24 protein-coding genes and 5 tRNA genes are annotated in these 24,198 nt (G+C 55.6%); 11 read left to right on the top strand and 18 right to left on the bottom strand.

The annotated features are described in order from the left end of the window. Positions 1 to 45: 45 nt before the first annotated feature. From BFV65_RS06385 to hutI, 3 genes are read right to left on the bottom strand one after another with little or no spacing between them, the layout of a single operon-like run. Positions 46 to 780, bottom strand: coding sequence for a histidine utilization repressor (locus tag BFV65_RS06385; RefSeq protein ID WP_046618841.1), 735 nt, complete (start codon positions 778 to 780; stop codon positions 46 to 48). Positions 781 to 799: 19 nt separating this feature from the next. Further along, the gene (gene hutG / locus BFV65_RS06380; protein WP_069596373.1) at positions 800 to 1,738 is read right to left on the bottom strand and encodes a formimidoylglutamase; all 939 of its coding nucleotides are present in this window, start codon (positions 1,736 to 1,738) and stop codon (positions 800 to 802) included. Further along, positions 1,735 to 2,958, bottom strand: coding sequence for an imidazolonepropionase (gene hutI / locus BFV65_RS06375; protein WP_069596372.1), 1,224 nt, complete (start codon positions 2,956 to 2,958; stop codon positions 1,735 to 1,737). Before hutI ends, hutG begins: the two co-directional genes overlap by 4 nt. A 223-nt stretch (positions 2,959 to 3,181) precedes the next feature. Between hutI and BFV65_RS06370 the strand changes: the two genes are divergently transcribed. Then, positions 3,182 to 4,465, top strand: coding sequence for a putative acyl-CoA thioester hydrolase (locus BFV65_RS06370; protein ID WP_048966835.1), 1,284 nt, complete (start codon positions 3,182 to 3,184; stop codon positions 4,463 to 4,465). A gap of 103 nt (positions 4,466 to 4,568) precedes the next feature. Here BFV65_RS06370 and pgl read toward each other — a convergent pair whose 3' ends face one another. Next, a complete protein-coding gene (gene pgl, locus BFV65_RS06365; RefSeq protein WP_023305719.1) occupies positions 4,569 to 5,564 on the bottom strand; it encodes a 6-phosphogluconolactonase in 996 nt (331 codons plus the stop codon). Between the two features lie 119 nt (positions 5,565 to 5,683). Here pgl and BFV65_RS06360 point away from each other — a divergent pair, with 119 nt between their 5' ends. Further along, positions 5,684 to 6,502, top strand: coding sequence for a pyridoxal phosphatase (locus BFV65_RS06360; protein ID WP_022647486.1), 819 nt, complete (start codon positions 5,684 to 5,686; stop codon positions 6,500 to 6,502). Here the strand turns inward: BFV65_RS06360 and modC are convergent, their stop codons facing one another. The 4 genes from modC to BFV65_RS06340 form a co-directional block, all read right to left on the bottom strand. Next, positions 6,503 to 7,561 carry a molybdenum ABC transporter ATP-binding protein ModC gene (gene modC, locus BFV65_RS06355; protein ID WP_017384950.1) on the bottom strand — a complete coding sequence of 353 codons (1,059 nt, stop codon included), beginning with the start codon at positions 7,559 to 7,561 and terminating at the stop codon, positions 6,503 to 6,505. Continuing rightward, a complete protein-coding gene (gene modB / locus BFV65_RS06350; protein WP_006809548.1) occupies positions 7,561 to 8,253 on the bottom strand; it encodes a molybdate ABC transporter permease subunit in 693 nt (230 codons plus the stop codon). The genes modC and modB overlap by 1 nt, the downstream gene beginning before the upstream one ends. Then, positions 8,250 to 9,026 (bottom strand): molybdate ABC transporter substrate-binding protein, encoded by a 777-nt coding sequence (modA, locus tag BFV65_RS06345; protein ID WP_069596371.1) that lies wholly within the window; start codon positions 9,024 to 9,026, stop codon positions 8,250 to 8,252. Before modA ends, modB begins: the two co-directional genes overlap by 4 nt. Positions 9,027 to 9,204: 178 nt before the next feature. Then, on the bottom strand, positions 9,205 to 9,357 hold the full coding sequence (locus tag BFV65_RS06340; RefSeq protein ID WP_003858549.1) for an AcrZ family multidrug efflux pump-associated protein: 153 nt from the start codon (positions 9,355 to 9,357) through the stop codon (positions 9,205 to 9,207). A 127-nt stretch (positions 9,358 to 9,484) separates the two neighbouring features. On the opposite strand from BFV65_RS06340, the gene modE reads away from it, so the two are divergent. The 7 genes from modE (at position 9,485) to gpmA (ending at position 17,301) form a co-directional block, all read left to right on the top strand. Continuing rightward, entirely contained in the window at positions 9,485 to 10,273 is a 789-nt protein-coding gene (gene modE, locus BFV65_RS06335) for a molybdenum-dependent transcriptional regulator (RefSeq protein ID WP_022647484.1), read from the top strand. Between the two features lie 67 nt (positions 10,274 to 10,340). Then, complete coding sequence (gene modF / locus BFV65_RS06330) at positions 10,341 to 11,813, top strand: molybdate ABC transporter ATP-binding protein ModF (RefSeq protein ID WP_069596370.1); 1,473 nt, start codon at positions 10,341 to 10,343, stop codon at positions 11,811 to 11,813. 201 nt (positions 11,814 to 12,014) lie between these two features. Further along, a complete protein-coding gene (gene galE, locus BFV65_RS06325) occupies positions 12,015 to 13,031 on the top strand; it encodes a UDP-glucose 4-epimerase GalE (protein ID WP_022647482.1) in 1,017 nt (338 codons plus the stop codon). A 9-nt stretch (positions 13,032 to 13,040) separates the two neighbouring features. Then, positions 13,041 to 14,087: a galactose-1-phosphate uridylyltransferase gene (gene galT / locus BFV65_RS06320; RefSeq protein WP_063149460.1), complete on the top strand. Its 1,047-nt coding sequence runs from the start codon at positions 13,041 to 13,043 to the stop codon at positions 14,085 to 14,087. 2 nt (positions 14,088 to 14,089) lie between these two features. Then, positions 14,090 to 15,238: a galactokinase gene (galK, locus tag BFV65_RS06315; RefSeq protein WP_045309135.1), complete on the top strand. Its 1,149-nt coding sequence runs from the start codon at positions 14,090 to 14,092 to the stop codon at positions 15,236 to 15,238. Next, positions 15,232 to 16,275 (top strand): galactose-1-epimerase, encoded by a 1,044-nt coding sequence (gene galM / locus BFV65_RS06310; protein ID WP_023299620.1) that lies wholly within the window; start codon positions 15,232 to 15,234, stop codon positions 16,273 to 16,275. Before galK ends, galM begins: the two co-directional genes overlap by 7 nt. A gap of 273 nt (positions 16,276 to 16,548) precedes the next feature. Next, positions 16,549 to 17,301, top strand: a complete 753-nt coding sequence (gpmA, locus tag BFV65_RS06305) for a 2,3-diphosphoglycerate-dependent phosphoglycerate mutase (protein ID WP_003858562.1) — start codon at positions 16,549 to 16,551, stop codon at positions 17,299 to 17,301. Between the two features lie 61 nt (positions 17,302 to 17,362). Here gpmA and aroG read toward each other — a convergent pair whose 3' ends face one another. Next, positions 17,363 to 18,415, bottom strand: coding sequence for a 3-deoxy-7-phosphoheptulonate synthase AroG (aroG, locus tag BFV65_RS06300; protein ID WP_022647478.1), 1,053 nt, complete (start codon positions 18,413 to 18,415; stop codon positions 17,363 to 17,365). 304 nt (positions 18,416 to 18,719) lie between these two features. On the opposite strand from aroG, the gene BFV65_RS06295 reads away from it, so the two are divergent. Beyond that, complete coding sequence (locus BFV65_RS06295) at positions 18,720 to 19,079, top strand: protein YbgS (RefSeq protein WP_022647477.1); 360 nt, start codon at positions 18,720 to 18,722, stop codon at positions 19,077 to 19,079. Positions 19,080 to 19,178: 99 nt separating this feature from the next. Next, complete coding sequence (zitB, locus tag BFV65_RS06290) at positions 19,179 to 20,117, top strand: CDF family zinc transporter ZitB (protein ID WP_022647476.1); 939 nt, start codon at positions 19,179 to 19,181, stop codon at positions 20,115 to 20,117. Here the strand turns inward: zitB and pnuC are convergent. The 9 genes from pnuC to pal all read right to left on the bottom strand — a co-directional run bounded on the left by pnuC (position 20,114) and on the right by pal (position 24,191). Next, the gene (gene pnuC / locus BFV65_RS06285; RefSeq protein ID WP_022647475.1) at positions 20,114 to 20,833 is read right to left on the bottom strand and encodes a nicotinamide riboside transporter PnuC; all 720 of its coding nucleotides are present in this window, start codon (positions 20,831 to 20,833) and stop codon (positions 20,114 to 20,116) included. The two genes, zitB and pnuC, sit on opposite strands and share 4 nt — an antisense overlap. 22 nt (positions 20,834 to 20,855) lie before the next feature. Then, positions 20,856 to 21,899 (bottom strand): quinolinate synthase NadA, encoded by a 1,044-nt coding sequence (nadA, locus tag BFV65_RS06280; protein WP_032676358.1) that lies wholly within the window; start codon positions 21,897 to 21,899, stop codon positions 20,856 to 20,858. 329 nt (positions 21,900 to 22,228) lie between these two features. Continuing rightward, positions 22,229 to 22,304: transfer RNA gene (locus tag BFV65_RS06270), tRNA-Lys, on the bottom strand. Positions 22,305 to 22,335: 31 nt separating this feature from the next. Further along, positions 22,336 to 22,411: transfer RNA gene (locus tag BFV65_RS06265), tRNA-Lys, on the bottom strand. A gap of 41 nt (positions 22,412 to 22,452) precedes the next feature. Further along, positions 22,453 to 22,528, bottom strand: a tRNA-Lys gene (locus BFV65_RS06260). A 3-nt stretch (positions 22,529 to 22,531) separates the two neighbouring features. Next, positions 22,532 to 22,607: transfer RNA gene (locus BFV65_RS06255), tRNA-Val, on the bottom strand. A 27-nt stretch (positions 22,608 to 22,634) separates the two neighbouring features. Continuing rightward, positions 22,635 to 22,710, bottom strand: a tRNA-Lys gene (locus tag BFV65_RS06250). 161 nt (positions 22,711 to 22,871) lie between these two features. Then, positions 22,872 to 23,660 (bottom strand): cell division protein CpoB, encoded by a 789-nt coding sequence (gene cpoB / locus BFV65_RS06245; protein ID WP_045308831.1) that lies wholly within the window; start codon positions 23,658 to 23,660, stop codon positions 22,872 to 22,874. Positions 23,661 to 23,669: 9 nt separating this feature from the next. Then, positions 23,670 to 24,191, bottom strand: a complete 522-nt coding sequence (gene pal, locus BFV65_RS06240; protein ID WP_003858578.1) for a peptidoglycan-associated lipoprotein Pal — start codon at positions 24,189 to 24,191, stop codon at positions 23,670 to 23,672. Positions 24,192 to 24,198: the final 7 nt, after the last annotated feature.

Genomic DNA, 24,198 nt, shown 5'->3' with positions numbered 1-24,198 from the left:
AGATACAATTTTGCTATATTGCGTTAGCGATCACGCTTATAAAACTTATGACATAAAGTGGCCCTGCAACCGGTAACGATTCCCCGGGAACAGCAGCTTCGCATGCGACACAATTTGCGAGGACGACCAGGTACGACGGCGGATCAGCAGGCAGGGATCGTGCTCTTTAATACGCAACAACTCGCACTCCTGAGGCGTGGCGCGCACGGCCTCCACGATATGCTCCCCTTCCGTCAGCGGGGCGACGAGCGAGAGATACGCATGCGGTGTGGTTTGGGTGTAATCCTGGTTCAGGTAGTCCGGGATCCGCTCCGCGTTGACGCAGCGATCTTCAATCTGGACCGGAATATCGTTCTCATAATGCACCATCACCGAATGGAAGATCCGGGTGCCCTCTTTAACGTTCAGCTCGATGGCCTGTTCGGCGCTGGCCTGCGTCTCTTCAAGCACCAGCACTTCGCAGTGGTGCTGATGGTTGCGGGCGGCAATTTCATCGGCAATGCTGCGGATTTCAAACAGCGCCGACTGTCCTTTTGGCTCGGCGACAAAGGTTCCGACACCCTGCAAACGCACCAGCAACCCTTCATCGGTCAGTTCCCGCAGCGCCCGGTTAATGGTCATTCGACTAAAGCCAAACTGCGCGACCAGTTCAGCTTCGGAGGGAATACGGTCGTGCGGACGCCAGACGCCGGCAGCAATTTTTTCGCTGATCGCCTGCTTCACCTTTTCGTAAAAAGGCGCGGGAGGGCTCGGCTGCGGCAGGGGCGAGCGTGAAAACATCATGACTCCTTGAATGTTGTTATGCCCACCAGTGAGCAATTTGCCAGGCCAGTCGGGCGGCAAGCTTCGCCCCCTGACCGTCCCGGTCGTAGTGCGGATTATATTCCACCAGATCCGCCGCCTGTAGTTTACCGCTTCGGCAGATACGCTCAATCACCGGGAACAGATCCAGCGCCGGGATCCCCAACGCCGCAGGGGCGGATACGGCGGGCATTTCTGCGGCGGGCAGCACATCGAGGTCAATGGTGAGATAGACCCGGTCTGCCTGCGCAAGCACGCTATCCAGCGCGGATAGCGCATCCCGGCGAAAATCGAGATCTTCAACCAGCATCACGTTCAACCGTTCAGCTTCCTCCCACAGCGCCTGGGTATTCGCCGCACGGCTTACCCCCAGGCAGGCGTAGTGAAACGCCCGCGACTGCGACGCGCAGTAGTGCGCCAGCTGGCGGAACGGCGTGCCGGACGTAGCCCGTTCAGCCTTACGTAAATCGAGGTGCGCATCCAGGTTGATCACCGCAATGCGATCGTTCGGAAAGGCATCCAGCACGCCGCGCCCGTGCGCCCAGGCGGTTTCATGTCCACCGCCGAAAACCAGAGTACGCATCCCGGATTGCTGGCACGCGGTAATGGCCTCGCTCAGCGCCTGCTGTGCCGCCTCCAGCGCATTGCCTTCAACAAAAATGGAGCCCATATCCACGAGGCGCGCATGCCCCTGATGGCTCGCCATATTCGCCAGCGCGCCGCGCAGAACATCGGGAGCCTGTGCAGCACCGGGCCTGCCCTGGTTACGCTTAACCCCTTCATCACATTCAAAGCCCAGCAGGGCGATGTCTGACGGCACGGGTGCAAAGTGTTCGCGCTGCTTTATGGTCTGGAAGAGACGTTTCGCGGTGCTGGATTCGGCGCTGTCGTCACGACCCTGCCAGACCTGCGGGGAAACGGGATGCCACAATTTCATGCTACCTGCCCCCGAAACACGCGTTGATATAAAGGATTCCGCCCCGGCTCGTAAACCATCTCAACCGGATGATTCGCCTCCCAGACGACGAAATCAGCCACATAACTGGGCTTTAACTGCCCGTGCGTCGCGCCACGACCTAGCGCCTGCGCCGCATGCCGCGTCACGCCAGCCCAGGCCTCTTCCGGCGTGAGGCCAAACTGGACGCAGGCCATGTTCATTGCCAGATGCAGGCTGGCAAACGGGCTGGTGCCCGGGTTGTAGTCGGTAGCCACCGCCATCGGCACGCCCTGCTCTCTGAGCTGCGCCACCGGTGGACGCTGGCGCTCCTGAAGAAAATAGAACGCGCCGGGGAGCAATACCGCCACCGTGCCGCTTTGCGCCATCGCCTGAATACCTGCATCATCGAGATACTCAATATGATCGGCCGACAGCCCCTTATACTGGCTGACCAGCGCCGCGCCGCCCAGATTCGACAGTTGCTCTACATGCCCTTTTACCGGGATCCCGAGCGCGGCGGCGGCCCGGAACAGGCGCTCGGTTTGCACCGGGGTAAAGCCGACGTTTTCACAAAACACGTCCACCGCTTCAAATAACTCTTTTTGCCACAGCGTGGGCATGATCTGCTCACAGACCAGCGTGAGATAGGCATCCGGATCCTGTCGGTACTCGGCAGGAACGGCGTGCGCGGCCAGCAGCGTCGGGCTGATATCGACCAGATTGTTCAGGCTGAGCTGGCGGGCAACCAGCAGCATTTTCTCTTCGGCCTGGACGTTCAGTCCGTATCCCGATTTGATTTCAATGGTCGTTACGCCTTCATTCATCAGCCGCTGGAGCCGCTGCTGCGCCACCGTCAGGAGCATTTCCGGCGAACTGTTGCGGGTCGCCGTGACCGTGGCGTTAATACCGCCGCCCTGCGCGCTAATGGTCTGATACGACACGCCGTTAAGCCGTTGCTCCCATTCCGCTGCGCGATCGCCGCCGAACACCAGATGGGTGTGGCAATCGATCAGGCCGGGAGTAACCAGACGCCCGTCGAGATCGACACACTGACGATGCCCGGAGGGGATCTCGGCTTCAGGAATAACGGCCGCAATCGTCTGGCCGCGCACGACGAGGGCATGTTGTTCTTTCAGGCCGTAGGGTTCCGGCTCACCTGTCGCCAGGGTCGCCAGTCGCGCATTTCGCCATATCACATCATCGGGATGAAGCTGCTGCATGTGCCTTCCGCTTGTCATGGGTTGTATAGACATTTATTTTCATCTGTCACCTGCTGTCAACCGCCTTGCAGGAAAATGTTATTTATTTGTGATGACTTTCCCGTCGCCTGCGGGCAAAAATGCAACTTTTCCCGTTTTTATCTTCCCGTTTCGCTCAACTTAGTATAAAAAAGCAGGCTATTTCGTCTATTCAGATAAGACTTGCATACCCAGGAGCATTACCTTGAATATTTCCAGGATTTCCCGTCTGGCGTTGGCACTCGCCTTTGGCGTGACTTTATCCGCTTGCAGTTCAACACCACCGGATCAGCAACCTTCTGAGCAGGTTGCTCCGGGCACCGCTTCCCGTCCGATCCTGTCAGCGGCTGAAGCGAAGAACTTCACCCGTGCCCACTATTTCTCGGCGATGGATCCCAATGCAGCCCCATGGACGCCTTCTTCTATTAACCTGCCGAAACAGCCAGACTTCGTTGTCGGCCCGGCCGGAGCAGAGGGCGTTACGCACACCTCAATTCAGGCAGCTGTTGATGCCGCAATCACCAAACACAGCGCATCTCGTCAGTACATTGCCATCCTGCCGGGTGAATACGAAGGAACCGTTTATGTTCCGGCGGCACCGGGAAGCATTACGCTTTACGGACTTGGCGAAAAAGCGGTCGACGTGAAAATTGGCCTGGCGATTGATTCAGAGATCGACAGCACCACCTGGCGCCATCTGGTGAACCCGGCCGGTAAATACATGCCAGGTAAACCGGCGTGGTATATGTTTGATAACTGCCAGCGCAAACGTGCCGCCACCATTGGCGTGATGTGCTCGGCGGTATTCTGGTCACAGAACAACGGCCTGCAATTGCAGAACCTGACCATTCAGAACACCCTGGGCGACAGCGTTGACGCAGGTAATCACCAGGCCGTGGCGCTGCGTAGCGATGGCGACAAGGTACAGATTAACAACGTCAATATCCTGGGCCGCCAGAATACCTTCTTCGTGACCAACAGCGGCGTGCAGAATACCCTTCAGAACAATCGTCTGACGCGTACTCTGGTCACCAACAGCTACATTGAAGGCGACGTGGATATGGTCTCCGGTCGCGGCGCGGTGGTATTTGATAACACCGACTTCCGCGTGGTGAATTCACGTACGCAGCAGGAAGGTTACGTCTTTGCCCCGGCCACGCAGTCTAACCTGTTCTATGGCTTCCTGGCCGTGAATAGCCGCTTTACTGCTGCTGGCGATGGCGTGGCGCAGCTTGGCCGCTCTCTGGACGTGGACTCCGCCACTAACGGCCAGGTCGTGATCCGCGACAGCGTGATTAACGAAGGCTTTAACATGGCGAAACCGTGGGCGGATGCGGCGATCTCGAAACGTCCTTTCTCCGGCAACATCGGCACGGTGGATGATAAAGACAACGTGCAGCGTAACCTGAACGACGCTAACTTCAACCGCATGTGGGAATACAACAACCGCGGTCTGGGTAGCAAAGTGGTTGCTGAACCGAAGCAGTAAAATGCCTGCTGCCGGGTGGCGGCTACGCCTTACCCGGCCTACCTCATGCATTAACCACGCATAAAAAAACCTCGCATGTGCGAGGTTTTTTTTCGTCTACGGATCAGTGAGCGTTAATCACAACCCACATCGGCCCTTGTCCGACCGCATAGCGTCCTTTCTCTTCCAGTAGACCCTGCACGCCTTTGATTTCATAGAGCGCGATGTGGTGGGATTTCTGCCCCGCCGCAATCAGGTATTTGCCGCTGTGGTCGACATTAAAGCCGCGCGGCTGGGTTTCTGTCGGCTGGAAGCCCTCAACTGCCAGAACGCTGCCGTCTTCAGAGACGCTGAAGACGGTGATCAGACTGGAGGTACGGTCACAGGCATACAGGTGGCGGCCATCCGGCGTGATGTGAATGTCTGCCGCCCAGCGTGTGTCGGAGAAATCAGCTGGCATCATGTCCAGCGTCTGTACGCACTCGATCTGCCCGTTAGGATCGTTCAGCTCCCAGACATCTACCGAGCTGTTCAGCTCGTTAACGACATAGGCATACTGCTGATTCGGGTGGAAGACCATATGGCGCGGGCCTGCGCCTTCCACGGTGGTGACTTCCGCCGGGCTCTGCGCGACCAGATGACCGTCATCGCTCAGGGTAAACAGGCAGATGCGATCCTGCTTCAGCGCTGGCACCCACAGCGTGCGGTTATCCGGCGAAATGTTGGCGGAGTGGCAACCCTCAAGCCCTTCTACCACGTCGACGGTTTCAACGGGAATACCGTCTTCCAGGCGGGTGACGCTCACGCAGCCTGCATTGTAGGAGCCGCTGAAGATAAAGTTGCCTTTATGGTCGGTAGAAATATGGGTCGGGCTGCCCGGCAGCGGCGCTTCTGCGGTATAGGTCAGCGCGCCGTCATCCGGGGAGATGCGGTATGCGAGTACGCGGAATTCCGGGCGTACCCCGACATAAAGAAAACGTTTATCCGGGCTGACGACCATCGGCTGCACCTGGCCTGGCACATCAACAACCTGAACCAGCGTAAGCGAACCTTCTGTATTCAAACGCCAGACATGGATCTGCTGACTTTCAGGACTGGCGGTATAAACGGTTTGTTTCATGAATACTCCTGATTATTTTTAACGGTGAATGCTGAATTGTAGTCCGGGATTTTGCAGGGTTCCGCTCTCGGTGTACCATCCCGACAGACCTTAAATTCAACATTAACCCGGAAGAAAAAATGACCTCGCGAGTGATTGCCCTGGATTTAGACGGAACACTGCTTACCCCTCAGAAAACCCTGCTCCCCTCTTCTCTTGAGGCCCTCAAACGAGCCCGGGAAGCGGGGTATCAACTTCTCATCGTAACGGGTCGACATCACGTAGCCATTCATCCTTTTTATCAGGCACTGGGCTTAGATACACCTGCAATTTGTTGTAATGGCACCTATTTGTATGATTATCAGGCAAAAAAGGTTTTAACCTCTGATCCGCTTCCCGTTCCGCAGGCGCTGCAATTGATTGATTTACTGGATGAGCACGCGATTCACGGCCTGATGTATGTGGATAACGCCATGCTGTATGAACGCCCTACCGGCCATGTGATCCGCACCAGCAACTGGGCCCTGTCTCTGCCGGAAGCGCAGCGTCCGGTGTTCACTCAGGTTTCCTCCCTGCGCCAGGCGGCGGAAGACGTCCAGGCAATCTGGAAATTTGCCCTGACCGATGAAGACACCGCCAAACTGAACACCTTCGCAAAACATGTCGAGCATACGCTGGGTCTGGAATGTGAATGGTCCTGGCACGATCAGGTGGATATCGCCCGTAAAGGCAACAGCAAAGGAAAGCGTTTGACCCAGTTCGTTGAGTCACAGGGCTGGTCAATGCAGGACGTGATTGCCTTCGGCGATAACTATAACGACATCAGCATGCTGGAAGCGGCCGGAACGGGCGTGGCGATGGGCAACGCCGATGATGCGGTGAAAGCGCGTGCTAACGTGGTGATTGGCGATAACACCACTGACAGCATCGCGCAGTATATTTATACCCACCTGCTGTAATCAGGCGGTGATAGAGACGCTCTTGATTTGCGCGTAAAGCCACAGGCCAGGCTTGATGCCTAACTCATCCCTGGCCCACGGGCTGATGCGCGCCCACAGCGTTCTGTTGCCCACTTCCAGTTGCACTTCTACCTGGCCGTTATCATCAAAACACTGCGCCACTTTTGCGCGCAAAATATTGCGGATACTGGTTTGCAGCGGCGGTTGCAGCACCAGGGAGACATCCGACGCCTGAATGCGGATCCGTAACGTGGACTGAATCGGCGTATCGATTTTATTCACCCACAAATGCTGGTCACCCAGCGCCAGCGCGGTCATCGCATAATGTGGATGGTGCTCCAGCACGCTCACCTTCAGAATGCTGCTCTGCTGCTCCTTTGGCAGCCACGGATGCATAACGCTGCTGCCCCATACCTCTTCCAGATTGCCGAATGCCTTCACCCTGCCCGCCTCCAGCACCAGCACTTTGTCGGCCAGATGTAAGATCTCATCCAGCGAATGGCTGACGTACAGCATAGGCACGTTGATTTCCCGCGCCAGACGTTGCAGATACGGCAGCAACTCGCGCTTGCGCGGAATATCCAGCGAGGCCAGCGGCTCATCCAGCAGCAACAATTCCGGCGCGGTTAACAGGGCGCGGCCAATTGCCACGCGCTGTTTTTCACCACCCGACAGCGAAGACGGGAGACGATCGAGCAGCGGTTCGATGCCCAGCAGCGCCACCAGCTTATCGAACTGTCCGGCCATGCTTTTTGCCATGCCATAGCGCAGATTTCCGCGCACGCTGTAGTGCGGAAACAGGCGCGCATCCTGAAACACATAGCCGATGCGGCGCTTATCCGGTGACAGGCAGACCTTCTTCTCCGCGTCGTTTAAGACGCGGTTATTTAACACAATTCTGCCAGACTGGGGACGCGTCAGGCCGCTAATCGCATTAATCAGCGACGTTTTCCCTGCCCCGGAAACGCCAAAAATGGCGGTGATACCGCTGGCAGGCAGCGTTTCGTTAAGCGTCAGAGTGTGGCTGCCCAGGGTTTGCGTAAAGTTGAGTTCCAGCATCACGGTTTCCCCATCCGTTCACGGCTGAGGCGCGCCAGCCATTCAGACACCAGCAGCGAGACCAGGGCGAGTACAATCGAAATAATACACAGCCGGGCCGCCGCACCTTCGCCACCCGGGGTTTGAATCAGGGTATACATGGCCGACGGGATGGTCCGCGTCTCGCCGGGAATGTTGGACACAAAGGTGATGGTCGCGCCGAACTCACCCAGTGAGCGGGCGAAGGCTAACACCGTACCGACGATAATGCCCGGTAAGGTGAGCGGAAGCGTAATGGTCAGGAATACCCGCCAGCGGCCTGCGCCCAGCGTGCGGGCGGCCTGCTCTAGCCGGATATCCACCCCTTCCAGCGCCAGGCGGATAGCGCGCACCATTAGCGGGAAGGACATTACTGCCGCGGCCAGAACCGCGCCGCGCCAGCTGAAAGCAAAGGTCAGGCCGAACCAGTCGTACAGCCATTCGCCGATAAAACCGCGTCGCCCCATGGAGATCAGCAGCAGATAGCCGACCACCACAGGCGGTAACACGAGCGGAAGATGGAGAACACTGTCGAGCAGGGCTTTGCCTGGAAACTTCACGCGAACCAGTAACCAGGCAAAGAACACCCCAAAGGGCAAACTCAGCGCAACCGCCAGGGAAGAGACTTTCAGGCTCAGCAGCACGGCCTGCCATTCAGGTTCGGTCAATATCATTCGTGAGTCGTAAATCCGTAACGTTTAAAGATAGCGGACGCTTCAGGCCCCTTCAGGTAGTCAACGAAGGCCGTCACGGTCGCATTTTTATGTCCATCAACTATCGCAACAGGATATTCTACTTTCTTATGCGAGTCTTCCGGGAAGGTACCGACCACCTTCACACCTTTACTGGCGACGGCATCGGAGCCGTAAACGATCCCGAGTGGGGCTTCGTTACGCTCCACCAGCGCCAGCGCGCCGCGCACATCTTCTGCGGGAGCCAGCTTCGGCGATAAGGTCTCCCATGCGCCCAGTTTTTGTAGCGCTTCTTTCGCATAAATCCCGGCAGGAACATGCTCCGGATCGCCCACCGCCAGACGGCCACCGTTGAGCAGACGGGTCCAGTCCGTCTGTTTATTGATGGCGATGTCGCCCTGCTTGCTGTTTGCGGGCGCGACCACCACCAGGCTATTTCCCAGCAGCGTTTCGCGGCTAGCCGTATCAACAGATTTTTTCTCCACCGCGTAGTCCATCCATTTCTGATCGGCAGAGATGAACAGATCAGCCGGTGCCCCCGCTTCGATCTGGCGGGCCAGCGTCGACGAGGAGGCAAACGACGAGACCACCTCGACGTTTTTCTCTTTTTTGTATATCGCAGCAATATCCTGCATCGCGTTAGTCAGCGACGCCGCCGCAAAGACCGTGATTTTTCCTTCATCCGCGAGCGCGTGGCCGGTGAGTGAGAGAGTCAGCGTTGCCCCTGCGAAAAGGCGTACCCATGAACGTGCCATTTGAAGCTCCTGTGCGTATCGTTATATACAAACAAATATAACGATATATCGCAGGCGTTCCTAGCGCTAAATCGTACCCATTAATGCGTAAACTCAAGGAACGTTGTAAAAGATATCGGCGGGAGAGGAATAAACTTGAGAGCAAAACGCCCGGGCTGGCCGGGCGTTTTGGAGGAAATCATTGCTGCTTTTTAGGCTGGTCACGACGATGACCAATGTTCGAAAAGACGTTGAACACTTCACCCAGGCCGTAGATGGCACCGAGGATGATAGCCATCACTACTGGCACCATGATTACCGCGAATACCAGACTTTTCAACAACTCTAACATGGTTTTCTCCAGATCTTGTGAACGGCTTATTCTACCCTGAAAAGTAAGAAAAACATCCCCTTTTGTGCGGTGCGCTTTCCGCACCCGGACATTTGGGTCACAATAACCTTTTTGCCGGGACATTGTTATGCAGGCCGAAATTCTCCTCACCCTACGACTTCAGCAGAAGCTTTTCGCCGATCCGCGACGTATCGCCCTGTTAAAACAAATAGAACAAACTGGCTCGATTAGCCAGGGAGCTAAAAACGCCGGCATCAGCTATAAAAGCGCCTGGGATGCGATTAACGACATGAACACCCTGAGCGAACAAACGCTGGTAGAGCGCGCCACCGGCGGAAAAGGCGGCGGCGGCGCCGTGTTGACGCGTTACGGGCAACGCCTGATCCAGCTCTATGACTTACTGGCGCAGATCCAGCAAAAAGCATTTGATGTGCTGAGCGATGACGACAACCTGCCGCTGGACAGCCTGCTGGGCGCCATCTCCCGTTTCTCTTTGCAGACCAGCGCCCGCAACCAGTGGTTTGGTACGGTGACGGGGCGCGATCATTCGCAGGTGCAGGAGCATATTGAGATCCTGCTCGCGGACGGCACAACGCGCCTGAAAGCCGCCATCACCGCGCAAAGCGGTCAACGCCTCGGGCTGAACGAAGGTCAGGAGGTGCTGGTATTACTCAAAGCGCCCTGGATCAGCATCACGCTTAACCCTGAGCAGGCCGCCGAGGCCGACAACCAGCTACGCGGGCGTATCAGCCACATCGAGCGCGGCGCAGAACAGTGTGAAGTGCTGATGACCCTGCCGGATGGACAGTCGCTCTGCGCCACCGTTCCGGTGAACGACGCGACCGAATTAGATGAAGGTGCTGTGGTGACCGCATATTTCAATGCAGACCGGGTAATTATCGCCACATTGTGCTAAGCGCATTGACAACCCCACCAACACTGAGTATCCCTGACATCTGTTGCTGCAAAAAATGGGATAACACATGTCATCATTGCATATTTCGCAAGGCACGTTTCGTCTTAGCGATACCCGTACCTTATCGCTGCCAGAGTTAACCCTTCGCGCCGGAGAAAGCTGGGCGTTTGTGGGCACGAATGGCAGCGGAAAATCCGCGCTGGCCCGCGCTCTGGCAGGCGAATTAACCCAGCTGAAGGGGGAGCGTCAGTGCACCTTTACCCGGCTGACGCGCCTTTCCTTCGAACAGCTGCAAAAGCTGGTCAGCGATGAGTGGCAGCGTAACAATACCGATTTGCTCAGCCCCGGCGAAGAAGATACTGGCCGCACGACGGCGGACATTATCCAGGATGAGATAAAAGATCCTGCCCGCTGTCAGCAGCTGGCGGAGCAATTTGGCATTACCGCCCTGCTTAACCGCCGCTTTAAATATCTCTCTACCGGCGAGACGCGCAAAACGCTGCTGTGCCAGGCGCTGATGAGCGAGCCGGAACTCCTGATTCTGGATGAACCGTTTGACGGACTGGATGTGCAGTCCCGCGCGCAGCTGGCAGCGTTGCTGGCGTCGCTTAACCAGCAGGGATACACCCTTGTGCTGGTCCTTAACCGCTTTGATGAGATCCCGGATTTCGTACATTACGCGGGCGTGCTGGCGGACTGTAGCCTGACCGAAACCGGCGAGAAAGCCGTACTGCTCCGGCAGGCGCTAATTGCACAGCTGGCCCACAGCGAGAAACTGGACGGTATTGCGCTGCCGGAGCCGGATGCCCCTTCAGCACGCCACGGGCTGGATCCTGACCAGCCGCGCATTGTGCTGCGCGATGGGGTGGTTGCTTACGACGATCGCCCTATTCTTAATCATCTCAGCTGGACGGTTAATCCTGGTGAGCACTGGCAGATCGTCGGCCCCAACGGGGCGGGTAAATCCACGCTGCTCAGCCTGATCACTGGCGATCACCCGCAGGGTTACAGCAACGATTTGACCCTCTTCGGCCGCCGCCGCGGCAGCGGGGAAACCATCTGGGATATCAAAAAGCATATCGGCTATGTCAGCAGCAGCCTGCATCTGGACTACCGGGTGAGCACTACGGTGCGAAACGTGATCCTCTCTGGCTTCTTCGATTCCATTGGTATTTATCAGGCGGTATCCGACAAGCAGCACAAGCTGGCGCAGCAGTGGCTGGATATTCTGGGTATGGACCACCGGGTAGCCGATGCGCCATTTCACAGCCTGTCGTGGGGGCAGCAGCGGCTGGCATTGATCGTCCGCGCGCTGGTTAAGCATCCTACGCTGCTGATTCTTGATGAACCGTTGCAGGGGCTGGATCCCCTCAACCGTCAGCTGATCCGCCGCTTTGTGGATGTCCTGATTAGCGAAGGTGAAACCCAGCTGCTGTTTGTCTCCCACCATGCTGAGGATGCCCCGTCCTGCATCACCCATCGGCTGGAATTTGTACCTGACGGCGAGCATTACCGCTACCTGCTGAGCAAAATCGATTAACGCGTGGAGGGCGCTGCCCTCCGCTTTTCAGACAACCTGCAACAATACATCTCTATCTCTTTGATCTACAATGCACTCAGTCTGTGAAAAAGCGCCTGTGAAAACCAGTGTAAACGATACCACTATTTTATCCCATGTCACACTTTTCGCGTCTCTGATATGCTATGGTTAATTCATACCATAAGCCTAATGGAGCGAAATATGCGAGTTCTGGTAACAGGTGGTAGCGGTTACATAGGAAGTCATACCTGCGTACAACTTCTGCAAAGCGGCCACGATGTCGTCATTCTTGATAACCTGTGCAACAGTAAGCGCAGCGTGCTGCCGGTCATTGAACGCCTTGCGGGTAAACAGCCGACTTTCGTGGAAGGCGATATCCGCAATGAAGCATTGATGACTGAAATCCTTCACGATCACGCGATTGAAACCGTTATCCACTTCGCGGGCCTGAAAGCGGTGGGCGAATCGGTAGCAAAACCGCTTGAGTACTACGACAACAACGTCAACGGTACCCTGCGTCTGATCTCCGCCATGCGTGCGGCGAACGTGAAAAACTTTATCTTCAGCTCTTCCGCGACCGTCTACGGCGATCAGCCAAAAATTCCTTACGTTGAAAGCTTCCCGACCGGTACGCCGCAAAGCCCGTATGGCAAAAGCAAGCTGATGGTAGAGCAGATCCTGACCGACCTGCAAAAAGCCCAGCCTGAGTGGAGCATCGCGCTGCTGCGCTACTTCAACCCGGTTGGCGCGCATCCGTCAGGCGACATGGGTGAAGATCCGCAGGGCATTCCTAATAACCTGATGCCGTATATCGCGCAGGTTGCCGTAGGGCGTCGCGACTCCCTGGCGATTTTTGGTAACGATTATCCCACCGAAGACGGCACCGGCGTGCGCGATTACATTCACGTGATGGATCTGGCCGACGGCCACGTGGCGGCGATGCAGCAGCTGGCGGATAAACCGGGCGTGCATATTTACAACCTCGGCGCCGGCGTCGGCAGCAGCGTGCTGGATGTGGTGAATGCCTTCAGTAAAGCCTGCGGCAAGCCAGTGAAGTATCACTTTGCGCCGCGTCGTGATGGCGACCTCCCGGCTTACTGGGCCGATGCCACCAAAGCGGATAAAGAGCTTAACTGGCGTGTTACCCGCACGCTTGATGAAATGGCACAGGATACCTGGCACTGGCAGTCACGCCATCCGCAGGGTTATCCGGATTAAGGATTTGTCATGACACAATTCAATCCCGTCGATCACCCGCATCGTCGTTTTAACCCGCTCAGCGGGCAATGGATTTTAGTTTCACCGCATCGCGCCAAGCGCCCCTGGCAGGGGGCGCAAGAGACGCCTGCAAAACAGTCGCTGCCACAGCACGATCCGGACTGCTTCCTCTGTCCGGGCAACACGCGCGTGACGGGCGATACAAACCCGACCTACAAGGGCACCTTCGTTTTCACTAACGATTTTGCGGCGCTGATGACCGATACGCCGGACGCGCCGGAAAGCCATGACCCGCTGATGCGCTGCGAAAGCGCCCGCGGCACCAGCCGCGTGATCTGCTTCTCTCCCGATCACAGCAAAACGCTGCCGGAGCTGAGCGTTGAGGCGCTGAAAGAGGTGGTCAGCACCTGGCAGGCGCAAACGGCGGAGCTGGGCCAGACCTATCCGTGGGTGCAGGTATTTGAAAATAAAGGCGCGGCGATGGGCTGCTCTAACCCGCATCCGCACGGCCAGATCTGGGCGAACAGCTTCCTGCCGAACGAAGCCGAACGTGAAGACCGGCTGCAAAAAGCCTATTTCGCCCAGAACGGTTCGCCGATGCTGGTGGATTACACCCAGCGTGAACTGGCGGACGGCAGCCGCACTGTGGTGGAAACCGAGCACTGGCTTGCGGTAGTCCCTTACTGGGCGGCGTGGCCGTTTGAAACGCTGCTGCTGCCAAAGGCCCATGTTCAGCGTATTACGGACCTCAGCGACGCCCAGCGAGACGACCTTGCCCTGGCGCTGAAAAAACTGACCAGCCGCTACGACAACCTGTTCCAGTGTTCCTTCCCCTACTCCATGGGCTGGCACGGTGCGCCGTTTAACGGCGAAGAGAATCAACACTGGCAGTTACATGCACACTTCTATCCGCCGCTGCTGCGTTCTGCGACGGTACGTAAATTCATGGTGGGCTATGAAATGCTGGCGGAAACCCAGCGCGACCTGACGGCGGAACAGGCGGCAGAACGCCTGCGTGCCGTTAGCGACGTCCATTACCGCGAATCAGGAGTCTAAAAATGAGTCTGAAAGATAAAACACAATCCCTGTTTGCTGAAAAATTTGGCTACCCTGCCACCCATATTATCCAGGCGCCAGGCCGCGTTAATCTGATCGGCGAGCACACCGACTATAACGACGGTTTTGTCCTGCCGTGTGCCATCGACTACCAGACGGTGATCGCCTGCACGAAACGTTCAGATCGTAACGTGCGAGTGATCGCCGCGGATTACGGCAACGAAATTGACGAATTTTCCCTCGATGCGCCGATCGTGACCCACGACAGCCAGCAGTGGTCGAACTATGTTCGCGGCGTGGTGAAGCATCTTCTGAAGCGTAACAAGAATTTCGGCGGGGCCGATCTGGTGATCAGCGGCAACGTGCCGCAAGGGGCGGGATTAAGCTCTTCCGCATCGCTGGAAGTGGCGGTCGGCACCGTGTTCCAGCAGCTTTATCATCTGCCGCTGGACGGGGCGCAAATCGCCCTCAACGGTCAGGAAGCGGAAAACCAGTTCGTGGGCTGCAACTGCGGCATTATGGATCAGCTGATTTCCGCGCTGGGCAAGAAAGAACATGCTTTGCTGATTGACTGCCGCTCCCTCGGGACCAAAGCGGTTCCACTGCCAAAAGGTGCGGCTGTGGTGATCATCAACAGCAACTTCAAACGCACCCTGGTGGGGAGCGAGTACAACACCCGCCGCGAGCAGTGTGAAACCGGCGCGCGCTTCTTCCAGCAGCCAGCCCTGCGTGATGTCTCACTTGACGAATTTAACAAGGTTGCCCACGAACTGGATCCGGTTGTCACTAAGCGCGTGCGTCACGTGCTGACGGAAAATGCCCGTACCGTAGAAGCCGCCTCCGCGCTGGCGAAAGGTGACCTGAAACGGATGGGCGAGCTGATGGCCGAATCGCATGCCTCCATGCGCGACGATTTCGAAATCACCGTGCCACAAATCGACACCCTGGTTGAAATTGTGAAAGCCACGATTGGCGACAAAGGCGGCGTGCGTATGACCGGGGGGGGATTTGGCGGCTGTGTCGTCGCCCTGGTGCCGGAAGAGCTGGTCCCTGCCATTCAGGACGCGGTGGCTAAACAGTACGAAGCCAAAACGGGCATCAAAGAAACTTTCTATGTCTGCAAAGCATCACAAGGAGCCGGACAGTGCTAAACGAAACACCAACACTCGCACCGGATGGTCTGCCGTATCGCCTGTTAACCCTGCGCAACAGTGCCGGGATGGTGGTTACGCTGATGGACTGGGGCGCAACGTTACTTTCTGCCCGCGTACCGATGCCTGACGGCAGCGTGCGCGAAACCCTGCTTGGCTGCGCATCGCCCGAGCAGTATATCGAGCAGACCGCTTTTCTGGGCGCATCCATAGGCCGCTACGCCAACCGCATCGCCAGAAGCCGGTTTACGCTGGACGGCGTAACCTATTCCCTGCTTGCCAGCCAGGGTGAAAATCAGCTGCACGGCGGCCCGGAAGGGTTTGATAAACGTCGCTGGAAGATTGTGCAGCAAAATGACGGTGAGGTCTGGTTCTCTCTGGACTCCCTCGACGGAGACCAGGGCTTCCCGGGCAATCTCACCGCAACCGCGCGCTTTACCCTGACCGAAGATAATCGTATCGCCATTGAGTACCGCGCGACCGTCGACAAGCCGTGCCCGGTCAACCTGACTAACCACGCCTATTTCAACCTTGACGGCAATCAGACCGATGTCCGCAGCCACAAACTCCAGATCCTGGCGGACGCGTATCTGCCGGTCGATGAGATGGGTATCCCTTATCAGGGGCTGAAACCGGTAAGCGGTAATAGCTTTGATTTCCGTCAGCCGAAAACCATCGCCCAGGATTTCCTGAGTGATGACGATCAGCGCAAGGTGAAAGGCTACGACCACGCTTTCCTGTTGCAGGCGAAAGGCGATCTTTCTCAACCTGCCGCACAGGTCTGGTCTGCGGATGAGAAGTTACAGATGACGGTCTACACCACCGCCCCTGCCCTCCAGTTCTACTCCGGTAACTACCTGGAGGGGACCACGGCGCGTGAACATAACGACTACGCCGCCTGGCAAGGTCTGGCGCTGGAGAGCGAGTTCCTGCCGGACAGTCCTAACCATCCTGAATGGCCGCAGCCTGACTGTGTGCTGCGTCCGGGTGAAGAGTACGTAAGCGTCACAGAGTATCATTTCATTCCGCGCGCATAATGTCCGGCGGCGCTACGCGTGCACGGGCCTACGAATGTAGGCCGGATAAGCGAAGCGCCATCCGGCAAAAAGCCTGGCCCTCACCGCGAGGGCTTTTTTCCGCTCAGCTTGCTGAAAATAGCGGCGATCGCAGACAAAATCATAACCCTGGATTCACATGCATCTTACACTCTCGAACTATTTTCGCTATGGTTAGGGTTAAGCGTTGCTGCTGGCACAGTCACGGCAATATAATGAGAATTGTTATCATTCAAAATGCTTGAGGAGTAAGAAATGGCTAATACTAAGCTTGTCCTGGTGCGCCACGGCGAAAGCCAGTGGAACAACGAAAACCGCTTCACCGGTTGGTATGACGTTGATCTGTCCGAGAAAGGCGTGAGCGAAGCAAAAGCGGCAGGTAAGCTGCTGAAAGAAGAAGGCTTCACCTTTGACTTTGCTTACACCTCTGTGCTGAAACGTGCCATCCATACCCTGTGGAACATTCTGGACGAGCTGGATCAGGCCTGGCTGCCGGTTGAGAAATCCTGGAAACTGAACGAGCGTCACTACGGTGCGCTGCAAGGTCTGAACAAAGCAGAAACCGCAGAAAAATACGGTGACGAGCAGGTTAAGCAGTGGCGTCGTGGTTTTGCGGTCACGCCTCCAGAGCTGAGCAAAGATGACGAGCGCTACCCGGGCCACGATCCGCGTTACGCGAAGCTGACTGAAGCTGAACTGCCGCAGACCGAAAGCCTGGCGCTGACCATCGACCGCGTTGTGCCTTACTGGAACGAAACCATTCTGCCACGCCTGAAAAGCGGCGAGCGCGTCATTATCGCTGCTCACGGTAACTCCCTGCGTGCGCTGGTGAAATACCTGGACAACATGGGTGAAGATGAAATCCTCGAGCTGAACATCCCTACCGGCGTGCCGCTGGTGTACGAGTTCGACGAAAACTTCAAGCCAGTTAAACATTACTACCTGGGTAACGCCGACGAAATCGCTGCAAAAGCGGCGGCCGTGGCGAACCAGGGTAAAGCGAAGTAATTTTCGCCGGACATAAAAAAAGCGTGGAGCAATCCACGCTTTTTTATTTTCCGCGATAAACTTAACCGCGACGCGCTTTTACCGCATCCGCCAGCTGACGCAGGATCGCATCGGTATCATCCCAGCCAATGCAGGCATCCGTCACGCTCTTACCGTAGACCAGCGGCTCGCTGCCCTCCAGGTTCTGATTGCCTTCCACCAGATGGCTCTCAATCATCACCCCAATCACTGCGCGTTCACCGTTGGCGATTTGCTGACAAACGTCTGCACCAACTTCCATCTGCTTTTTGAACTGTTTGCTTGAGTTCGCATGGCTGAAATCGATCATGATCTGCGGCGCCAGTCCCGCTTTCTCCAGACCCGCCTTCACTTCCGCTACGTGTTTAGCGCTGTAGTTAGGCTCTTTACCGCCGCGCAGAATGATATGGCAATCGCCATTACCGCTGGTATTCACGATAGCCGAGTGGCCCCACTTAGTCACCGACAGGAAGCAGTGCGGCGCGCCAGCCGCATTGATGGCATCAATAGCGACTTTGATGGTGCCATCAGTGCCGTTTTTGAAACCCACCGGGCATGACAGGCCAGACGCCAGCTCACGGTGAACCTGCGATTCAGTCGTACGCGCACCAATAGCGCCCCAGCTCATCAGGTCAGCCAGATACTGCGGGGTGATCATATCGAGGAATTCTCCGGCTGCAGGCAGCCCGCTGTCGTTAATCTCCAGCAGCAGCTTACGCGCAATACGCAGGCCGTCGTTGATCTGGAAACTGTTGTCCATGTGCGGATCGTTGATCAACCCTTTCCAGCCCACGGTGGTACGCGGTTTTTCGAAATAAACGCGCATCACAATTTCCAGTTCGCCCTTCAGCTCTTCGCGCAGGGTGAGCAGACGTGACGCGTACTCTTTGGCCGCAGCAGGATCGTGAATGGAGCACGGTCCGATGACCACCAAAAGACGATCGTCGCTACCTTTCAGGATCTTGTGGATCGCCTTGCGGGCATGAGACACCGTGTTGGCGGCATTTTCGGTGGCGGGGAATTTTTCAAGGAGCGCTACGGGAGGTAATAACTCATTGATCTCTTTAATGCGTAAATCGTCGTTCTGATAATTCATCTTCTTTCCGGCTCTGCCATATCTTTAGTAATGAAAGCAATGCTTTCAATCTAACTTGTCGGTCACGAAGTGTAAACGGGATTTTACACTTCGCGCAGATAATTCCTGGAATTCGCCTAAAATACGCAACAAAATAGCGAAAAATGAGATCTCGCCTAAGCTTTTTACTTGTAACGACTGTTTTTAAATACTTATACGCGATTCCATCCTGACATAATTCAGGAATCTGGGATCTTTCGCCACTGAACAAGATGCACTGTTGGAGAATGTTATCCAGCGTAACGATAAGAACAGGAGCACCATGATGAAAATGACGAAACTGACTACGCTTTTCCTGACGGCAACCCTTACCCTGGCAAGCGGTAGCGTACTGGCAGCCGATACAGGCTCCTCCGGCAGCAACGGCGACGCGAATGCCGCTGCCGAAGCGGGCCAGGTTGCGCCGGATGCAAAACAGAATATCGCGCCAAATAATGTTGATAACAGTAATATCAACACGGGCAATACCAACACCGGCGGTACGAATACCGGCACGATGAACCATGACGGTATGAGCACTGACGAAGTTCACAAAAACTCAATGTGTAAAGACGGGAAATGCCCGGACCCGAATGACAAAGTGGGCAGCGATGCCAATACCAAAACGGACGGTACTACCCAGTAACCTTCCGTAAGGTAAAAGAGGGAGAGCGAATGCTCTCCTTTTTTATTTAAGCTCTTAAAAACGCTACACTAAAAATAATAATAAATCAGGAACGATACCATGGCGCACTCCCACTCCCATTCCCACTCCACTGGCGATGAAAATGCCAAACGGCTTCTGCTGGCTTTTGGCGTCACTGCCACCTTTATGATTATTGAGGTGACAGGCGGACTGATCTCCGGATCGCTGGCGCTGCTGGCCGATGCCGGGCATATGCTGACCGACGCTGCCGCGCTCCTGTTTGCTCTGCTGGCCGTGCAGTTTGCCCGTCGCCCTCCCAATGCCCGCCACACCTTTGGCTGGCTCAGACTCACCACACTTGCTGCGTTCGTGAATGCGATTGCACTGGTGGTTATTACCATTCTTATCGTCTGGGAGGCGTTTCAGCGCTTTCGTCATCCACAACCGGTAGCCGGAACGACGATGATGGTGATTGCTATTGCCGGGTTGGTCGCCAATATTCTGGCATTCTGGATATTGCACCGCGGCAGCAGCGAAAAAAATCTGAACGTACGGGCCGCGGCGCTTCACGTGCTGGGCGATCTGCTGGGTTCCGTAGGTGCCATCGTCGCCGCGCTGATCATTATGGGTACGGGCTGGACCCCCATCGACCCGATTCTTTCCGTGCTGGTATCGTGCCTTGTATTACGCAGTGCCTGGCGGCTGTTGAAAGAGAGCGTGAATGAACTGCTGGAAGGCGCTCCCACGTCGCTGGATATTGGCGAGCTAAAACGCAATCTGTGTCGTTCCATTCCTGAAGTCCGTAACGTTCACCACGTTCACGTCTGGCTGGTGGGTGAGAAACCGCTTATGACGCTGCACGTTCAGGTTATTCCGCCCCACGATCACGATGCGTTGCTTGAACGTATTCGGCACTTCCTTGAGCATCACTACGAAATTGCGCACTCCACCATCCAGATGGAGTATCAGCCCTGTAACGGGCCAGACTGTCACCTGAACGAGGCGCAGTCCGGCCACTCACACGAGCATCACCATTAGCGGGAAAGCGCGCGAGAGCCACGCTCACGCGCGCTGTTGATCCACATGCGGCTACCGTTCAGGGCAATGACGGTCAGCAGCATATACTCCAGCGACATGGCATAAACGCCCTGACGGGCAAAAATCACCACGCTAATCACGTTGATGACCACCCACAGCAGCCAGTTTTCAACGTATTTACGGGTCATCAGGATCATTGCGGCAATCGAAAGCACCATCATGCAGGAATCCCAGAACGGGAAGGCATCAGGCTGAAGCTCAGGCATCGTCACGTTTAATCCCAGACCCGACATGACCGAGACCGCCACGCGCGTCAGGAAGGCAAATACCGGGTCAATAAAGACGGTCATAAAGCCGATTGCCACCACGCAGGCCGCGAGCCAGGCAATGGCTTTTGGCAACGGCAGCCAGCGGATTTGCAGCTCCGCCTCCTGCTGACTGTTTTGCCGCGACCAGGCGTACCAGCCATAGATATTGGCCGCGAAGAAGAACAGCTGCAGAAGCAAGCTGGCGTAGAGCTGGATCTGGAAGAAGATGATCGCAAACAGCGTGACGTTTATCAGCCCGAACGCATAGTTACTGATCTTCTCAAGGCTGGCCAGCCAGATACAGAGTAAACCGGCCAGCGTACCTACCGCTTCAATCCACGACAGGTCATAGCCGCCCGCACCAATCGGGATATGAACCAGGATGTTCTGTGTGCTAAAAAAATCCATTTTTTCTCCGGGGCGTAATAAGTTAAGTACGTAGTGTAGCCGCAAAATCCAGCATACGGTTAAGCGGAATTAACGCGCCTTCGCGCAGGGCGGCGTCTACGTGGATCTCATGCGCTGCGCCCCCGATCTCCAGCCCCTCCGCTATCGCCTTAAGTCCATTCATCGCCATCCACGGGCAGTGCGCGCAGCTTCGACAGGTCGCCCCTTCTCCGGCGGTTGGCGCTTCGAGCAGCTCTTTTTCTGGTACGGCCTGCTGCATTTTATAGAAGATACCGCGATCGGTCGCCACGATGAGCTGCTTGTGCGGCAGGGTTTTTGCCGCGTTTATCAACTGGCTGGTTGAGCCGACGGCGTCCGCCATCTCAACAATCGACTGCGGCGACTCCGGATGCACCAGAATTGCGGCCTGCGGGTAAAGGCGTTTCATCCGGGTCAGTGCCTGGGTCTTAAACTCGTCGTGAACGATACAGGCGCCCTGCCAGCACAGCACATCCGCACCGGTCTGTTTTTGTACGTAGTTTCCCAGGTGACGATCGGGCGCCCAGATGATTTTCTCCCCCAGGCTGTCCAGATGTTCAATCAGCTCAACGGCAATACTGGACGTTACTACCCAGTCTGCCCGGGCTTTCACCGCCGCAGACGTATTGGCATAGACCACCACGGTACGGTCAGGGTGGGCATCACAGAAGGCGGTGAACTCATCAATCGGGCAACCGAGGTCAAGAGAACATTCGGCATTCAGCGTAGGCATCAGAATCGTTTTTTCCGGGCTGAGGATTTTTGCCGTTTCACCCATAAAACGAACCCCCGCGACCAGCAGCGTGGAGGCTGAATGCTTAGCACCGAAACGCGCCATCTCCAGGGAGTCTGAGATACAGCCGCCCGTCTCTTCCGCCAGCTGCTGAATTTCCGGGTCGGTGTAGTAATGCGCCACCATCACCGCATCACGCTCTTTAAGGAGGCGCTTGATTTTTTCACGATAGAACTGCTTCTCATCCCGGCTTAGCGGAGCTGGCTTCGGCGGGAAGGGATAGATTGCGGTTTCGGGATCAAACATCACACTCATTATGGCTTCTCGTTTTACTGGCTTAACAATATTGCTTTTTTTTGCATGAGATAACAAAAATGAGGCAATGGTGTTTTATATACTAAACAAGATAGCGAATTTGAGGAGGAATGTCATCGGGAATTGATGCCGGTAGCATTTGTCGGCTGGTGGCTTCGCCTTACCCGACCTACAAGGCACTGGCGAACGACAGATAGCAAAAAGGCGCCTTTAGGGCGCCTTTCTACACTGGTGGGTCGTGCAGGATGACTCGGCTTCGCCTCGCCCTTCGGGCCGTTGCTAAAGCAACGTTATCCTTCACGTGTAGTATCTGAGTAAGTCATTAAAATTGGTGGGTCGTGCAGGATTCGAACCTGCGACCAATTGATTAAAAGTCAACTGCTCTACCAACTGAGCTAACGACCCCTTACGGGATGTACTTCAAATCTATTCAGGCTGGTGGGTCGTGCAGGATTCGAACCTGCGACCAATTGATTAAAAGTCAACTGCTCTACCAACTGAGCTAACGACCCATTCGGGTGTTGCCTGAATTATCACTCGGAACCAATAAAATTGGTGGGTCGTGCAGGATTCGAACCTGCGACCAATTGATTAAAAGTCAACTGCTCTACCAACTGAGCTAACGACCCGAGTGGTGGGTGATGACGGGCTCGAACCGCCGACCCCCTCCGTGTAAAGGAGATGCTCTACCAACTGAGCTAATCACCCACTCTGTACTGCCGGAACTGCTTTAAGTGGTGGGTCGTGCAGGATTCGAACCTGCGACCAATTGATTAAAAGTCAACTGCTCTACCAACTGAGCTAACGACCCACTTTTGCGCTGCTTTCACGTTGTTTGATATCCCGTGGCAACGGCGGCATATATTACTGATTTAAGAATTCTGCGCAACAAAAATTTCGATAAAGATCACTTAACTGCTTAGGAATCATGCTGCACGACCAGAAATAACGCGATTTCTGGTCATGCGATAATCAACCCATCGAACTCAAACGTTTTTGCGCTTGTTTGGCGCCGTCTGTACCCGGGAATTTCGCAACCACCTGCTGATAAACCGCTTTGGCTTTTGCAGTGTCGCCTTTGTCCTGCATGATCACGCCGACTTTATACATCGCATCCGGCGCTTTCGGTGATTTCGGGTAATTTTTCACCACAGAGGCAAAATAAAACGCCGCATCATCCTTTTTACCCTTGTTGTAATTCAACTGACCCAGCCAGTAGTTCGCATTTGGCTGGTAAGTAGAATCAGGGTACTTCTTAACGAAGTTCTGAAACGCAACGATAGCATCGTCCTGGCGCGATTTGTCCTGTACCAGGGCAATGGCCGCGTTATAGTCCGTATTCGCGTCACCGCTCTGTACAGGCGCACCTGACGACGGGGAGGCATCTGCCGCAGGTGCAGGCGTCGCCGCACCGCTTTGATCGCCTGCTGCTGGCTGTGCTGCTGCTCCGCCACTGTTCAGGCTATCCATCTGCAACAAAATTTGCTTCTGGCGCTCCACAACCTGATTAAGCTGATACTGGCTCTCCTGAATCTGACCACGAAGGGAATCAATATCATTCTGGTTATCGGAAAGCTGCTGCTGGAGTTGAGTTAAAAGTTGGCTGTGAGCGTTAGAAATACGCTCGAGTTGAGTAACCCGGTCTTCTACCGAGCCTGAGCCGACACTACTGATTGGTGCCTGAGCAAAAGCGGCCCAGGGGGCCGCTATTCCAACCAGTAACGACAGACTCATCAGATGATGTCTGAAGTTACTGCTCATGCAATTCTCTTAGTAAACGAGTACGGCACGACGGTTTTTGGAGTAAGCCGCTTCGTCGTGACCCAGTACTGCTGGTTTTTCTTTACCGTAAGAAACGATGGAGATCTGGTCAGCAGAAACGCCTTTACCCTGCAAATACATTTTAACAGCGTTTGCACGACGTTCACCCAGGGAGATGTTGTACTCCGGAGTACCACGTTCGTCCGCGTGACCTTCTACGGTGACTTTGTAAGACGGGTTGCTACGCAGGAAGTTTGCGTGCGCATCCAGCATCGCAGCGAAGTCAGAACGGATGTCGTATTTATCCAGATCGAAGTAAACGATGTTGTTCTGCTGTAACTGCTGCATCTGAAGACGCGCTTGCTCTTCAGAAGACATATTGCCATTGCCGTTAGCGTCCATACCGGTGCCGGCACCCATCATGCCTTCGCCGCTCTGGTCATTGCTTGCGTTCTTGTTAGAAGAACACGCTGCGATTGCCATAACAGGCAGAGCGATCATCAGCCCCTTCAGCACTTTGTTCAGTTGCATTTCTAAG

This window comes from Enterobacter hormaechei subsp. hoffmannii (assembly GCF_001729745.1).
Taxonomy (GTDB): domain Bacteria; phylum Pseudomonadota; class Gammaproteobacteria; order Enterobacterales; family Enterobacteriaceae; genus Enterobacter; species Enterobacter intestinihominis.
This window is presented reverse-complemented; position numbering and strand designations above follow the sequence as displayed.

Coding starts and splice junctions, on each gene's coding strand:
- BFV65_RS06385 (WP_046618841.1), bottom strand. CDS start 780: ATGTTTTCACGCTCGCCCCTGCCGCAGCCGAGCCCTCCCGCGCCTTTT.
- hutG (WP_069596373.1), bottom strand. CDS start 1,738: ATGAAATTGTGGCATCCCGTTTCCCCGCAGGTCTGGCAGGGTCGTGAC.
- hutI (WP_069596372.1), bottom strand. CDS start 2,958: ATGCAGCAGCTTCATCCCGATGATGTGATATGGCGAAATGCGCGACTG.
- pgl (WP_023305719.1), bottom strand. CDS start 5,564: ATGAAACAAACCGTTTATACCGCCAGTCCTGAAAGTCAGCAGATCCAT.
- BFV65_RS06360 (WP_022647486.1), top strand. CDS start 5,684: ATGACCTCGCGAGTGATTGCCCTGGATTTAGACGGAACACTGCTTACC.
- modC (WP_017384950.1), bottom strand. CDS start 7,561: ATGCTGGAACTCAACTTTACGCAAACCCTGGGCAGCCACACTCTGACG.
- modB (WP_006809548.1), bottom strand. CDS start 8,253: ATGATATTGACCGAACCTGAATGGCAGGCCGTGCTGCTGAGCCTGAAA.
- modA (WP_069596371.1), bottom strand. CDS start 9,026: ATGGCACGTTCATGGGTACGCCTTTTCGCAGGGGCAACGCTGACTCTC.
- BFV65_RS06340 (WP_003858549.1), bottom strand. CDS start 9,357: ATGTTAGAGTTGTTGAAAAGTCTGGTATTCGCGGTAATCATGGTGCCA.
- modE (WP_022647484.1), top strand. CDS start 9,485: ATGCAGGCCGAAATTCTCCTCACCCTACGACTTCAGCAGAAGCTTTTC.
- modF (WP_069596370.1), top strand. CDS start 10,341: ATGTCATCATTGCATATTTCGCAAGGCACGTTTCGTCTTAGCGATACC.
- galE (WP_022647482.1), top strand. CDS start 12,015: ATGCGAGTTCTGGTAACAGGTGGTAGCGGTTACATAGGAAGTCATACC.
- galT (WP_063149460.1), top strand. CDS start 13,041: ATGACACAATTCAATCCCGTCGATCACCCGCATCGTCGTTTTAACCCG.
- galK (WP_045309135.1), top strand. CDS start 14,090: ATGAGTCTGAAAGATAAAACACAATCCCTGTTTGCTGAAAAATTTGGC.
- gpmA (WP_003858562.1), top strand. CDS start 16,549: ATGGCTAATACTAAGCTTGTCCTGGTGCGCCACGGCGAAAGCCAGTGG.
- aroG (WP_022647478.1), bottom strand. CDS start 18,415: ATGAATTATCAGAACGACGATTTACGCATTAAAGAGATCAATGAGTTA.
- BFV65_RS06295 (WP_022647477.1), top strand. CDS start 18,720: ATGAAAATGACGAAACTGACTACGCTTTTCCTGACGGCAACCCTTACC.
- zitB (WP_022647476.1), top strand. CDS start 19,179: ATGGCGCACTCCCACTCCCATTCCCACTCCACTGGCGATGAAAATGCC.
- pnuC (WP_022647475.1), bottom strand. CDS start 20,833: ATGGATTTTTTTAGCACACAGAACATCCTGGTTCATATCCCGATTGGT.
- nadA (WP_032676358.1), bottom strand. CDS start 21,899: ATGAGTGTGATGTTTGATCCCGAAACCGCAATCTATCCCTTCCCGCCG.
- cpoB (WP_045308831.1), bottom strand. CDS start 23,660: ATGAGCAGTAACTTCAGACATCATCTGATGAGTCTGTCGTTACTGGTT.
- pal (WP_003858578.1), bottom strand. CDS start 24,191: ATGCAACTGAACAAAGTGCTGAAGGGGCTGATGATCGCTCTGCCTGTT.